This window comes from Streptomyces sp. NPDC001373 (genome assembly GCF_042895815.1).
GTDB lineage: Bacteria > Actinomycetota > Actinomycetes > Streptomycetales > Streptomycetaceae > Streptomyces.
Window position 1 is genome coordinate 289,757 of record NZ_JBIAWQ010000009.1, and the last position, 12,385, is coordinate 302,141.

At 74.2% G+C, this 12,385-nt stretch carries 14 protein-coding genes; 5 read left to right on the top strand and 9 right to left on the bottom strand.

The genetic code is table 11. The features are described 5' to 3' along the window. Window positions 1-43: 43 nt before the first annotated feature. Window positions 44-118 carry a 50S ribosomal protein bL37 gene (locus ACFY15_RS22120; protein WP_099895366.1) on the bottom strand — a complete coding sequence of 25 codons (75 nt, stop codon included), beginning with the start codon at window positions 116-118 and terminating at the stop codon, window positions 44-46. A 112-nt stretch (window positions 119-230) separates the two neighbouring features. On the opposite strand from ACFY15_RS22120, the gene ACFY15_RS22125 reads away from it, so the two are divergent. Further along, the gene (locus tag ACFY15_RS22125) at window positions 231-869 is read left to right on the top strand and encodes a hypothetical protein (protein ID WP_390689147.1); all 639 of its coding nucleotides are present in this window, start codon (window positions 231-233) and stop codon (window positions 867-869) included. Window positions 870-876: 7 nt separating this feature from the next. Further along, window positions 877-1,104, top strand: coding sequence for a DUF2277 domain-containing protein (locus ACFY15_RS22130; RefSeq protein WP_390689148.1), 228 nt, complete (start codon window positions 877-879; stop codon window positions 1,102-1,104). 17 nt (window positions 1,105-1,121) lie between these two features. On the opposite strand, the gene ACFY15_RS22135 is transcribed toward ACFY15_RS22130, so the two are convergent. The 4 genes from ACFY15_RS22135 to ACFY15_RS22150 all read right to left on the bottom strand — a co-directional run bounded on the left by ACFY15_RS22135 (window position 1,122) and on the right by ACFY15_RS22150 (window position 5,354). Beyond that, window positions 1,122-1,625, bottom strand: a complete 504-nt coding sequence (locus tag ACFY15_RS22135) for a hypothetical protein (RefSeq protein ID WP_390689149.1) — start codon at window positions 1,623-1,625, stop codon at window positions 1,122-1,124. Window positions 1,626-2,181: 556 nt separating this feature from the next. Then, entirely contained in the window at window positions 2,182-2,781 is a 600-nt protein-coding gene (locus tag ACFY15_RS22140; RefSeq protein WP_390689175.1) for a DedA family protein, read from the bottom strand. Between the two features lie 117 nt (window positions 2,782-2,898). Continuing rightward, window positions 2,899-4,560: an alkaline phosphatase D family protein gene (locus tag ACFY15_RS22145; protein WP_390689150.1), complete on the bottom strand. Its 1,662-nt coding sequence runs from the start codon at window positions 4,558-4,560 to the stop codon at window positions 2,899-2,901. Between the two features lie 110 nt (window positions 4,561-4,670). Beyond that, window positions 4,671-5,354, bottom strand: a complete 684-nt coding sequence (locus ACFY15_RS22150) for a DUF1524 domain-containing protein (RefSeq protein ID WP_390689151.1) — start codon at window positions 5,352-5,354, stop codon at window positions 4,671-4,673. Between the two features lie 535 nt (window positions 5,355-5,889). On the opposite strand from ACFY15_RS22150, the gene ACFY15_RS22155 reads away from it, so the two are divergent. Beyond that, window positions 5,890-6,471, top strand: a complete 582-nt coding sequence (locus ACFY15_RS22155; RefSeq protein ID WP_390689152.1) for a TMEM165/GDT1 family protein — start codon at window positions 5,890-5,892, stop codon at window positions 6,469-6,471. A gap of 31 nt (window positions 6,472-6,502) precedes the next feature. Here ACFY15_RS22155 and ACFY15_RS22160 read toward each other — a convergent pair whose 3' ends face one another. Together ACFY15_RS22160 and ACFY15_RS22165 are read right to left on the bottom strand one after the other, a co-directional pair. Beyond that, window positions 6,503-7,186 (bottom strand): HAD-IA family hydrolase, encoded by a 684-nt coding sequence (locus ACFY15_RS22160; RefSeq protein ID WP_390825974.1) that lies wholly within the window; start codon window positions 7,184-7,186, stop codon window positions 6,503-6,505. A gap of 132 nt (window positions 7,187-7,318) precedes the next feature. Continuing rightward, window positions 7,319-8,413 (bottom strand): peptidoglycan-binding protein, encoded by a 1,095-nt coding sequence (locus tag ACFY15_RS22165; protein ID WP_390825975.1) that lies wholly within the window; start codon window positions 8,411-8,413, stop codon window positions 7,319-7,321. A gap of 224 nt (window positions 8,414-8,637) precedes the next feature. Between ACFY15_RS22165 and ACFY15_RS22170 the strand changes: the two genes are divergently transcribed. Then, window positions 8,638-10,686, top strand: a complete 2,049-nt coding sequence (locus tag ACFY15_RS22170; RefSeq protein ID WP_390825976.1) for a DHA2 family efflux MFS transporter permease subunit — start codon at window positions 8,638-8,640, stop codon at window positions 10,684-10,686. A 123-nt stretch (window positions 10,687-10,809) separates the two neighbouring features. On the opposite strand, the gene ACFY15_RS22175 is transcribed toward ACFY15_RS22170, so the two are convergent. Further along, window positions 10,810-11,325: a GNAT family N-acetyltransferase gene (locus ACFY15_RS22175; protein WP_390689176.1), complete on the bottom strand. Its 516-nt coding sequence runs from the start codon at window positions 11,323-11,325 to the stop codon at window positions 10,810-10,812. A 125-nt stretch (window positions 11,326-11,450) separates the two neighbouring features. On the opposite strand from ACFY15_RS22175, the gene ACFY15_RS22180 reads away from it, so the two are divergent. After that, entirely contained in the window at window positions 11,451-11,846 is a 396-nt protein-coding gene (locus tag ACFY15_RS22180; protein WP_390689156.1) for a nuclear transport factor 2 family protein, read from the top strand. Between the two features lie 94 nt (window positions 11,847-11,940). Here the strand turns inward: ACFY15_RS22180 and ACFY15_RS22185 are convergent, their stop codons facing one another. After that, window positions 11,941-12,258, bottom strand: a complete 318-nt coding sequence (locus tag ACFY15_RS22185) for an antibiotic biosynthesis monooxygenase family protein (protein WP_390689157.1) — start codon at window positions 12,256-12,258, stop codon at window positions 11,941-11,943. Window positions 12,259-12,385: the final 127 nt, after the last annotated feature.

Here is a 12,385-nt window from a genome sequence, read left to right on the forward strand (position 1 = left end):
CCGGCCGGTCGCGGCCAGGGGCTTCGGGGTGGGGCGGCCCCGGTCAGGCGTTGGGGCGCTTTCCGTGGTTGGCCTTCTTCTTCTTGCGGGCGCGCTTCTTGTTCCCTCGCTTGGCCATCGGGCGTCTCCCTCGGGTTCCTGCTGGCGGACATTCCGGGCGTTCGTCAGTCTAGGATCCGGGCCGGTTTCCCGCGCGGTGGGACGGGGACCATCCCACAGGGGTGATGGGCGTGGCCGGTGCCGGGGAGTGGGTCTGGGCCGTCGGGGCGTTCGGGCTGGCCGTCGGCGGGCTGGGGCTGGTGTGGTGGCCGGGGCGGGAGCGGTTCGAGCGGGAGCGGGACGCGGAGCGGGAACGGCTGCTCGCCCAGCTGGGGGAGCAGCCGCCCGAGGCGGGCGACCCCCGGCTGGTGGACGCCTCGGCGGGGCACGGGGAGGGGCCCGGGGACCGGCACGACGACTTCACCCCGATGCTCGTCGAGTACTACGCCTACGGGCTGGCGCAGGCGCGCAGCAGCTTCGCCACCAGCCAGCGGTTCGCCGGGGCCGGCGCGGCCGTGCTGCTCTTCGGGATCGGGCTCGGGGTCTGGAAGGCCGAGACCGGCGGGGACGCCTACATCGGGGTGGTGACCAGCTCCGTGGGCCTGGTCGTCACCCTCGTCGGGCAGCTGTTCCACCGGCGGGCCGACATCGCCCTGCGCTACATGGCCGCCCAGACCGCGTCCCTGAGGGAGGACCGGCGGGCCGCGGAGAGCACCCGGCAGGCGATCGCCCTGCTGGAGGAGGTCGCCGACCCGGACCTGCGGGGACGGCTGCAGGCCGGGCTCATCATGAGGCTTTCCGGGGCGGAGCTTCCGTCCGTGGGGCCATAGTGGGGGTATGTGCCGCTCCATCAAGACCCTGCGCCCGCCCGCCATCCCCGAGAAGGCCACCGAGGAGGAGATCCGAGCGGCCGCGCTCCAGTACGTACGGAAGGTCTCCGGGTTCCGGGCGCCCGCCGCGCACAACCGTGAGGTGTTCGACGCCGCCGTGGACGCGGTGGCCGAGGCGACGCGGCTGCTCCTGGACGGGGTGAAGGTGCGCGGGCAGGCCGCGGCCGCCGTCTGAGGCCGGGGACGGGCGGCTCAGCGGGCCTCCGCCGCGCGGCGGCGCAGCATCCAGATCCCGGCGCCGAGCGCACCGGCCGCGAGGGCGCCGCCGACGGCGATCTCGCCCCGGCCCACGGAGTCCATGCTGCCGCCGAGGCCGCCACGGGCCGCGCCGGGGGAGACCTGGAGGGTGACGGTGACCCGCCGGCCGCCGCACTCGAAGGTGACGGGGTAGGAGCCGGGCGTGGCGTCGCTGAAGACGGTGGCCGAGCCGAAGAGGTTCGAGGCGTTCGCGCTGCCCGGGGCCAGCGTGACGGCGTTGAAGACGCGGGAGGACGCCCGGCCGGTGCGGGTCGAGCAGCCGTCGACGTTGAGGGTGACGCGGCCGCCGGGGGAGACGGTGCCGGGCGAGACGGTGGCGGAAGGGGTCACACCGCCCGCGGGGGTGGCGGAGGCGAGCGTGGCGGGTGCGGCGGCTGCGACGACCAGGGTCGCGGCGGCGACTCCGGTCAGGCGATGCCGGATGCGCGTGGGCGGCATGGTGGGATCTCCTCGGGCTTCTCGGAACGGCGCGTCCGGGACATGGATGTGACGCCGGTTCGATGGCGCGCCGTGTTCTGGACGCTAGAAGCCCGGAGGGTAGGCGGCGATCGCTGCCGGGTGAACGGGTGACCCACTGCCCCACCCGGCCCATCCCTCCGAGGGGGGAGGAGGGGGAGGGCTGGTGCCGCATGCGGGGGTGTGGTGCGGGCCGGGTGCCGGGTGGGGCCCGGCTTCGGGGTGTCCCGCGGTGGCCGGGGCCCGGCCTGTGTCGCCCGGCCCGGGTCGGTCCGGCGCGAGTCGCGTCCCTGCGGCGCTGCGCCCGTGTCCGCAAGGCGGTGGGAGCGGGGTCGTCCGGGGCCGGCTGGGACTCGTGAGGGGCGCGTTCTTGCCGGGCCGCGCCTGCTTGCGGGGCGCGGGCTGTCGCCGTGGGGCGCGCCCGTGAGGTTCGGGGAGGGGGAGAGCAGGGCGGTGGGTGCCAGGGTCGGTCGTCGCCGTGAGGAGCGGGCCGGGGTGGGCCCGGGCCCGCGTGCGGGCTGTGGTGGGGCCGGGGTGGTCAGGCCGCCGCGGTGGGGGTGGTGGGCGGGCGGCGGAGGAGGAAGGCGGCCAGGGAGCCCGCCGTGAAGAGGGCGATCAGGGAGACGGCCGTGCCGAGCCAGGCCGTGCCCAGCCACTGGGTGCCGAAGTAGCCCAGGGCCACGCTGTAGCCCGCCCAGCTGATGCCCGCCAGGACCGACCAGGGCAGGAACTCCGCCACCCTGCGCCGCGTCTTGCCCGCGCCCAGCGAGACCACCGACCGGCCGGCCGGGGCGAAGCGGGCGAGGACCACCAGCAGGCCGCCGCCGCGCGCCAGGGCCGTGCTCAGCCGTTCGTGGGCCAGGGTCAGGCGGCGGGAGCGGGCGATGGCCCGGTCCAGGCGCGGCCCGCTGCGGCGGGCCAGCCGGTAGGCGGCCATGTCGCCCAGCACCGAGGCAGTGGCGGCTACCGTCAGCAGCACCGCGACGTCCGGCACCCGCGCGGGCGGTCCGCCCGCCGCCGCGGCCGCCGCGCCGGTGATCACCAGCACCCCGCTCGGCAGCACCGGCAGGAACACGTCGAGCAGGACCGACACCGCCACCAGGACGTAGATCCACGGGCTCGCGGTCAGCGACCCCATCGTCTCGATCACAGCGGGACTCCCCAGTCCGGAGCGCCGCGTGGTCGCGGGGAGGCGGCAGGGGCGGCTTGACAGCCATACAGCGTACGCCCGGCGCCGGCGCGCCGGAGTCCCGGCCTACTCCGCTCCGGTGAGCCGGCGGTCCAGCACCGTCACCAGACGGGCGCCGGGCCGCGACGAGCGGGCCTGGTCGAGGCGGAGACCGGCGCCGCGTCCCGCCAGGGTGAGCGTCATCAGCTGGTTGCCGAACCACGGGCCGCCCGTACGCCGCCAGCTCAGCGCCGGCCGTCCCGTCCGGCCGTGCCGCGCGAGACCGCGCCCCAGCCGGTGGCCCAGCCGTGACCAGCCCAGCCGGAAGCCCCACTTCACCACTGCGGGGATGGAGTTGTGCACCGGCGAACAGGTCAGCTGGAAGACCCGGGCCGTACCGGGTATGAGCGGCTCGGCCACGTACGCGTGATGGACGTCCCCGGAGAGGACGGCGACCGTCGCCGGCGCCTTCGGGCCCGTCCCGACCTCCTCTATCAGGTCGCTCAGCGCGGCGAACGACGCCGGGAACGCCGCCCAGTGCTCCAGATCGCCGCGCCGCCGCAGGTCCTCCCCGATCCGGGCCCACCTCGGACCGCGCTCCCCGCGGCAGAGCGCGGCGTTCCACACCTCGGCGTCGTGGATCAGCGGGGGCATCAGCCACGGCAGCGAGGAGCCGATCAGCAGGTGGTCGTATCCGCCGTGCCCGGACAGGGCGTTCTCCCGGAGCCAGCGCTGCTCCGCCGGGTCGAGCATGGCCCGCCCGTCCTCGGCCAGCACCCGCGCGGCGCGGGTGTCGACCATCAGCAGCCGCGTCCGGCCGAAGTCCCGCCGGTAGCTCCAGCGCACCGAGGCCGGATCGGCGTCCGCGGCGGCCGCGAAGGCGCGCAGCGCGTCCGTACCGTCGGGGGTGGCCCGCACGGCCGCGTAGAGGGGGTCCGCCGCGAGCTCGGCGGGGGAGAGGTTGCCCAGGTGCTGGTACACCCAGTACGACATCAGTCCGCTGAGGACCCGCTCCGGCCACCACGGGGTCGCGCGCATCTCCGCCTGCCAGGAGGCGCTGGTGTTCCAGTCGTCTATGACGTCGTGGTCGTCGAACATGTGCAGGCTGGGGACGGTCGACAGCAGCCAGCGGATCTCCGGGTCGCCCCAGGACTCGTCGTAGACGCGGGTGTACTCCTCGTAGTCCGCGACCTGGGCGCCCGGGGCCTCACGCAGGTCGCGGCGGGCCGCCAGCCAGCGCCGGGTCTCCTTCGACAGCCGGTCGGCGTAGACCTGGTCGCCGAGGAGCAGCAGCAGGTCCGGCCGGACCTCCGCCGGGTCGGCGGCCAGGCGCGCCGCGAGGGCGTCCAGGGCGTCGGCGCCGTGCGGCCCGCGGCGGCCGGCGGGCGGGGCGGCCTGCCGGCACGAGCCGAAGGTGACCCGCAGGCCCGGTGCGTGGGGGCCGGGGCCGCCGCCCACCGCGGGGGCGGCGATCGTGCTGGGCGGGAAGCGGCCGTCGGGCTCGGGCCAGACGGGGACGCCGTCGAGCAGCACCTCGTACGCCGTGGCCGTGCCAGGCGTCAGGCCGGTGACGGGGACCAGCGCGTAGTGGTGGCCGGTGATCTGGAAGGTGCGGGCGCTGCCGCCGGCCCCGTCGGCGCAGCGCACCTCGGCGGTGCAGGGGCGGTCCGCCTCGATCCAGATCGTGGCGGAGCCGCCCGTGTCCCAGTCGACGTGGCGCAGCAGTGGTCCCAGCCGCAGTCCGGCCATCAGGCTCCCCCTCCTCGACAGCCCTTTCGATCACGGTACGGGGAGGGGTGGCTGCCCGGCCTCCCCCTGGCGGGGGATCGCGGGGGTGAAAAATCCCGGAGGCGGCGGGGTCAGCAGCCGTTCAGGATGTTCACCAGGGCGGTCTTCTCCCCGGCGTCCATGCTCAGCCCCCAGTACTGCTTCACCTGGACCCACGACCGGGCGTACGTGCAGCGGTAGGCGGTCCGCGGCGGCAGCCACTTGCCGGGGTCGAGGTCGCCCTTGGCCTGGTTGACGTTGTCGGTGACGGCTATGAGCTGGGGGCGGGTGAGGTCGTTGGCGAACTGCTGGCGCTTGCTGGTCGTCCAGGTGTTGGCGCCCGAACGCCAGGCCTCGGCGAGCGGGACCATGTGGTCGATGTCGACGTCCGAGGCGGCGGTCCAGGTGGCGCCGTCGTACTCGGAATACCAGCTGCCGCTCACGGCGGCGCAGGAGGAGTCGGTGACGACGTTCACGCCGTCGCGCTTGAGGACCGTCTCCCGGGTGTTGCAGGTGCCGGAGACCGTGCTCCAGTGCGGGAACTGGGAACGGCTGTAGCCGGTGAGGGAGCCCTCGGCCGCCGGCGTGACCGTCGCCAGGTAGGCGCGGGCCTCGGCGGCGCTGATCGGGGTGGGCGGGGAGGCCAGCGCGGCCGGGGCGTTCACGAGGGAGGTGAGGGCGGCGAGTGCGACGGCGGACGCGAGGACGCCGGCGCGTCCGGCGCGGCGGATGCGACGCGCGTAGACGGAGGGCGTGCGGACGGACGTGAGGGCCATGAGGGGGCTCCCTGAAGCGGGGGGTTGGTGGCCGTGCGGCCCCGGCGGGGCGCGGCCATGGTGGCGGCGCCGGGTGTCGCGGGGATGGGCGCCAGGTGACAGATTGCCGACATGGGCACGTCACATCAAGAAGATCAACGGCCCCTGTTCAAGGGGAAGTTGAGATTCCGCCCGGAGGGACGGGGCAGGGTGGGGTCAAGCTCACATTCCGGGCAGGGTGGTGCCGCAGCGGCCGTCGCGTACCCTGGGCGGAGCAGAAGGGGAGTAGCTCTTCGCCGGACCGTCGACATACTGCTGGGTCACCCCAGCCGGCGCCCGGAGGCGAGCCGCGTCAGCGGACCGCTAGCGAGACCTTCGGCCGCAGTGTCCTGTCCATGTGACGCGACGCGCGCGACGCAGCATGCGCACTCCGCATGCGCGAGGCGTGCGGAGTGTCGTTGTCCTCAGGGCGCCGCCGAGCCGAAGCGACCCCTGAACCACCCCAGGTCTCTCGGTCCCGATGGCGTCCTGCCCGACCGATCGAGGTTTCACCCCCGTGTTCAGCTTCACCGTGCTGGCGATCGCCTTCGGCGTCGTCTTCCTCGCCGAACTCCCCGACAAGACGGCTCTGGCCGGTCTGATGCTCGGTACCCGCTACCGCGCCTCCTACGTCTTCGCGGGCGTGGCCGCCGCCTTCGCCCTGCACGTCGCGCTCGCCATCGCCGCCGGCAGCGTGCTCACGCTCCTGCCGCACCGGCTCGTCCAGGCCGTCGTCGGCCTGCTCTTCCTGGCGGGCGCGGCCATGCTGCTCTTCAAGAAGAGCGACGAGGACGAGAAGGTCAAGCCGCCCGCCGACCAGTCCTTCTGGAAGGTCTCCGGCGCCGGCTTCACGCTGATCCTGGTGGCGGAGTTCGGCGACCTGACCCAGATCATGACCGCCAACCTCGCCGCGCGCTACGAGAACCCGCTCTCCGTCGGCCTCGGCGCGGTGCTGGCGCTCTGGGCGGTGGCGGGCATCGGCATCCTGGGCGGCCGCACCCTCATGAAGTACGTACCGCTGCGGCTCATCACCAAGATCGCGGCAGGTGTCATGGCGGCGCTGGCCGCGTTCTCCCTGTACGAGGCGATCGTCGGCTGACGCCTGACGCGCCCCGTCCGCCCCGGCGCGGCTAGCGCGCCGGGGTGAGGGTGAGCCGGATCGAGCCGTCCGCGAGGGCTTCGACCCGGACCGAGGTGAGGTCGTCGACGTGGACCGTCGGGCCGTGGGCGGCGGCGCGGGGGCCTGTGCCGACCACGCGCATGCCGGCCGCCAGACCCGCCGCGATACCGGCGCCGGAGTCCTCGAAGACCACGCAGTCGGCCGGGTCCACGCCCAGTTCGGCGGCGCCCTTGAGGAAGCCCTCCGGGTCGGGCTTGCTGGCCCCGACGGACTCGGCGGTGATCCGTACGTCCGGCATCGGCAGGGCCGCCGCCGTCATCCGGACCCCGGCGAGGGCGGCGTCGGCGGAGGTGACCAGGGCGTGCGGCAGGCGGGAGATCGCCGCCATGAACTCCGGCGCGCCCGCCACCGGCACCACGCCATCGGTGTCGGCCGTCTCGCGGGCCAGCATCTCGGCGTTCTCGGTGTGGTTGAGCTCCATCGGGCGCCCGGGGAGCAGGAGGGCCATGGTGGCGTAGCCCTGGCGGCCGTGGACCACCGTGAGGGCCTTCTGCGGGTCCAGCCCGTGGGACAGCGCCCACGCGCGCCAGCAGCGCTCGACCACCGCGTCGGAGTTGACGAGGGTGCCGTCCATGTCCAGGAGCAGGGCCCTGGCGGTGAGGACGACGCTGGCGGAATCGGTGCTGGCCGGCATCGGCGGGACTCCAGACGGGCGGGAGAAGAGAAACAAGTGGTTCCGTCCACCGGTCAGGGAGTGTGGACGGAACCACTTTGTTCCTACACGATACAAAACCGGGGCGGCGTGCGCCACCGGCGGTCGCGTGACCTATCCCTCCAGGGCGCGCCGGGTCGCCGGACCGTAGACGCCCCACGGGTCCTCGCGCACCCCGTACTCGATCTGGAAGTCCGTGACGGCCCGCTCGACGGACCGGCCGTACCGGCCGTCGAACCGCCCGTCGTACACGCCCTGCTCCGCCAGCAGCCGCTGGAGCTTCAGCACCTCGGGCCCCGAGTCCCCGGAGCGCAGGGTCGCGGGTTTGGCGGGAGGCGGCGGGGGCGGGGCGGCGGGCTTCGTGGCGCGGGACGCGCTCGCCGACGGGCTCGGGGAGGGCGCCGCCGACGTACGGGAGGAACTGGGGGACGCGGATGGCGTCGACGAGCGGGACGCACTCGCCGAAGCGGACGGTGAGGCCGACGCGGAGGCGCTCTCCGCGGGGCCGGTCGGCGACGGCGACGGACCGGCCGGGGCCCCGTCCGCCACGGGGACCGACGGCTTGGGGTCCCCGAGCGCGGTGTCGTCCTTCCCGGAGCCGGAGAACAGCCCCAGCGCCAGCGCCACCAGTCCGGCGGCCGCCACCGCTCCGGCCGCGGCCAGCAGCGGGACCGCCCGCCGCCGCCCGGGCCGCCCGGCCCCGGCCCGCGGCCCGGCCCCCGCCCCCTGCCGGGCGCCGGCGCGCGGCCCCGGCGGGATCACGGCACCCGGGCCCGCCGGGGCCACGGCCCGGAGCCGCATGGTCTGATCCGCCGCCGCCGCCGCCGGCGCGGGCGCGTGCGTCCCCGGCCCGTGCGGGGCCGCGGGCACGGGCGGGATCATGGCCGTCGGGGCCTCGGCGCCTGCTCCGGGCCACGCCGCCGGGTCGGCAGGCACGGCCGGGAGCACGGCGGTGGCGTTCTCGCCGACGGCACCGGGCCACGCCCCCGGCATCGGGGCGGGCCCGGCGGGGGCCGCGCCCGGAGCCGCCGGAACCGGCGGGATCATGGTCGTCGGGGCCTCGGCGCCGCCGGGCACCGCGGCCGTCGCCTCGGGCGGGAACGTCGGGAAGGGCGTGCCTTCGGAGGGGCCCGGCCGGGCCACGGCCCCGAGGGCCGGCCGGGGCGGCGTCGGGTCCGGGACCGTTGCGCCCGCGTCGGGCACGGCCATGTACGGGCGGATGCGCAGGGGATTGAACCCGACTCCCCGCGCACACGCGCAGTCGGCGCCCACGGCGCCGCATTCCGGACAGCGCTCAGCGCTCACTGATAACCCCTCCCTGGACACTGCCAGCGATTATGCAGACCCCTTCCGTCGCACCCAACCCTGCCGAGAGGCCATAACGGGGCAGACCGCTCAGGATGGAAATGTTGATCCGGCGTGAGGAGGAGCCGATGGCTCAGGATGTGACCGCGTCGCCGACGGGCTCCGCCCCGGGCGCCGAGCACGCCCCGCGCGAGGTGCTCGTCTCGATCGGAGCCCTGCTGCTGGGCCTGTTGATCGCCGCACTCGACCAGACCATCGTCTCCACCGCCCTCCCCACGATCGTGAGCGAGCTGGGCGGCATGGAGCACCTGTCCTGGGTGGTCACCGCCTACATGCTGGCCTCCACCGCCGCCACCCCCCTGTGGGGCAAGCTCGGCGACCAGTACGGGCGCAAGAAGCTCTTCCAGTACGCCATCGTCATCTTCCTGATCGGCTCCGCGCTCTGCGGCCTCGCCCAGAACATGCCGCAGCTGATCGGCTTCCGCGCCCTCCAGGGCCTGGGCGGCGGCGGACTGATGGTGCTGTCGATGGCGATCGTCGGCGACATCGTCCCGCCGCGCGAACGCGGCAAGTACCAGGGCCTCTTCGGCGCCGTCTTCGGCGCGACGAGCGTCCTCGGGCCTCTGCTGGGCGGCCTGTTCGTCGACCAACTCTCCTGGCGCTGGGTCTTCTACATCAACCTTCCCATCGGTCTCGTCGCCCTCGTCGTCATCGCCGCTGTCCTGCGGATCCCGGCCCGCCCCTCCCGGCACACCATCGACTACCTCGGCACCGCCCTGATCGCGGGCGTGGCCACCTGCCTCGTCCTCGTCGCCTCCCTCGGCGGCAGCTGGGGCTGGGGCTCGGCCCGGATCGTGGGCCTCGCCGTCCTCGGCGCCGTCCTGCTCGTCGCCTTCCTGTTCGTGGAGCGGCGGGCCGCCGAACCCGTCCTGCCGCTGAAACTGTTCCGGATCCGCACCTTCAGCCTCTGCTCCGTGATCAGCTTCATCGTCGGCTTCGCCATGTTCGGCGCGATGGTCTACCTGCCGACCTTCCTCCAGGTCGTGCGGGGCGTCTCGCCGACCATGTCCGGCGTCCACATGCTGCCGATGGTGCTCGGCCTGCTGATCGCCTCCACCGGATCCGGGCAGATCGTCAGCCGCACCGGGCGCTGGAAGGTCTTCCCCATCACCGGGACCGCCCTCACCGCGGTCGGGCTGCTGCTTCTGCACCAGCTCGAACGCACCAGCTCCGACCTGGAGATGAGCGTCTACTTCTTCGTCTTCGGCGCCGGCCTCGGCCTGGTCATGCAGGTGCTCGTCCTGGTGGTGCAGAACGCCGTCAGCTACGCCGACCTCGGCGTCGCCACCTCCGGTGCCACCTTCTTCCGTTCCATCGGTGCCTCCTTCGGGGTCGCCATCTTCGGCACGATCCTCACCAGCCGGCTCGGCGAGGAGCTCACCGCCGCCCTCTCCGGCATCCCGGTCCCGCCCGCCGCGAGTCCCGCGCGCCTGGAAGCGGACCCCCGGGCCATCGCGGCCCTCCCGCCCACGGTGCGGCCCCGGGTGCTGGACGCCTACTCCACCGCCATCACCGACGTCTTCCTCTATGCGGTGCCCGTCGTGCTGCTCGCGTTCCTGATCTCCTGGTTCCTCAAGGAGGACAAGCTGCGCGCCTCCGTCACCGCACCCGACGTGACGGAGACCCTCGCCTCCAACCCCGTCCAGCGCTCATCCCGAGAGGAGGCCGCCCGCGCCCTGTCCCTGCTCGGCACCCGCGAGGGCCGCGTCCACATCTACGAGAAGATCACCGCGAGGGCGGGCTACGACCTGCTGCCCGCCTCCAGCTGGCTGCTGCTGCGGATCGCCAAGTACGGCTCGGTCGACCCGGCGGTGCTCGCCGAACGCACCCCGGTCCCCCTCAAGGTCGTCACGGACGCCGCCCGCCAGGTCGAGGAGCGCGGACTCGCCGTCCGGCAGGGGCTCTCGCTCGTCCTGACCGACCGGGGCCGGGAGACCGCGGAACGGCTGTCCGGGGCCCGGCAGGAGTCACTCGCCGAACTGCTCGGCGACTGGTGGGGCCCCGAGCGGCCCACCGACCTCGTCCAACTCGTCGAGGAACTCAGCCGGGAGCTGTGCGGATCCGACGCCGAGGAGCCCTACGACAGGCTCGTGCCCCGGGACCACGCGGCGCCCTGACCCGCGGCCCGGGCCGGCGGATCAGGTCGGCGGACCGGGCCCGCGGATCAGGCCGGCGGACCGGGCCCGCGGATCAGGCCGGTCGGATCAGGCCGGCCGGTCGGATCAGGAGGGACGGTCGGATCAGACCAGCGGCTTCTCGAACCAGTGCTGGGCGTACGGGCCGGAGTTGTACGCCGGTATCTCCCGGTACCCCTGCCGCGCGTACAGGGCGCGGGCCTCCACCAGGTCGGCCCGGGTGTCCAGCCGCATCCGTACGGCGCCCAGCGCGCGGGCCTCCGCCTCCAGTACGGCGAGCACGGCCGCCCCGCCGCCGGTGCCCCGCGCGCCCGGGGCGACGTAGATCCTCGTGAGCTCGGCGGTGGCGGGGTCGAGGAGCCGTATGCCACCGCAGGCCAGGGGCCGCCCGCCGAGCCGGCCCACCACGAACTGCCCCGTGGGCGGTGCGAGCCCGTCAGCCGGGTCGTCCAGCATCCCCTGGTCGACCTCGGCCTCGGTGGCGGGCCGCTCCCAGTACCGCCCGGCGACCTCCGCGTAGTACGCGCGCCGCAGGGCGGTGGCGTCCGCGGTCGTGAACGGCTCGGCGGTGACGTCCCAGCCGGATCCGCCGTCAGCGGCGGCGTCCGCAGTGCTTGCCATGGTGATCGAGTTCCTGTCCATGCCGCCATTGTGGAGATCCGCCCCGCCCTCCCGCGTGGAATATCCACAGGCGCGGGCCGATGATGAGAAAAGGCGTAAATCCCACGAATGAAGGGTGGACGGTCATGTCGGAGCATCCGGACTGTGCCCTGATCCGCCGCGGCTACGAGGCCTTCGGCAAGGGCGACATGGAGACCCTGGGCAGCCTGATGACGGCCGACGTCATCCACCACGTGCCCGGCACCAGCCCCCTGGCCGGGCACCACAAGGGACGGGAAGCGGTCCTCGGCCTCTACCGCCGCCTGGGAGAGGAGACCAACGGCACCTTCCGGGTCGCCCTGGAGCGCGTCCTGGCCGACGGCAGGGGCCACGCGATGTCCTTCCACACCACCATGGGAGACCGCGGCGACCGGGGTATCGAGATCCACGAAGGGCTCTTCTTCACCATCGTCGGTGGCAAGATCACGGACATCGACCAGTGCTCCCAGGACATCGACGAGAGCGACGCCTTCTGGAGCTGATGGGCTGAGGGCCCGTCGGAAGGGCCCGGGGACGCGCGCCCCCGGTCCCTTCCGCCACGCTCACGCAGCCACCGCCACGCTCACGCAGCCCCGCTCAGGCCTGCTTCGGCGCCGCCTGCTGCACGACCTCGAACGACCACACCTGCGACCCGGACGCCGCCGGCTTCGGCCGGTCACCGCCACCCTGGTGCGCCGCCTTCATCGGGCCCTCCATCCACGCCTGGAAGTCCTCCTCCGAACGCCAGCGCGTGTACACGAGGTACTGGTCGGTGCCCTCGATCGGCCGCAGCAGCTCGAACCACTCGAACCCGTCCGAGTCCTCCACGGCGCCGGCCCGCGAGGCGAAACGCTGCTCCAGCACCTCCCGCTGCTCGTCGGGAACCGTCAGGGCGTTGATCTTCACGATGCTCATGCCGCCATCCTAGGGATCGCGCGGGGGATATCGTCGTCCCGGTGGTGAACCCAGGTGACAGGCGCGGCGCGAACCGCGTACGGCAGCCGGGCGGAGTCGGGGTGGCGGCCGACAGTGCGGGAGGACG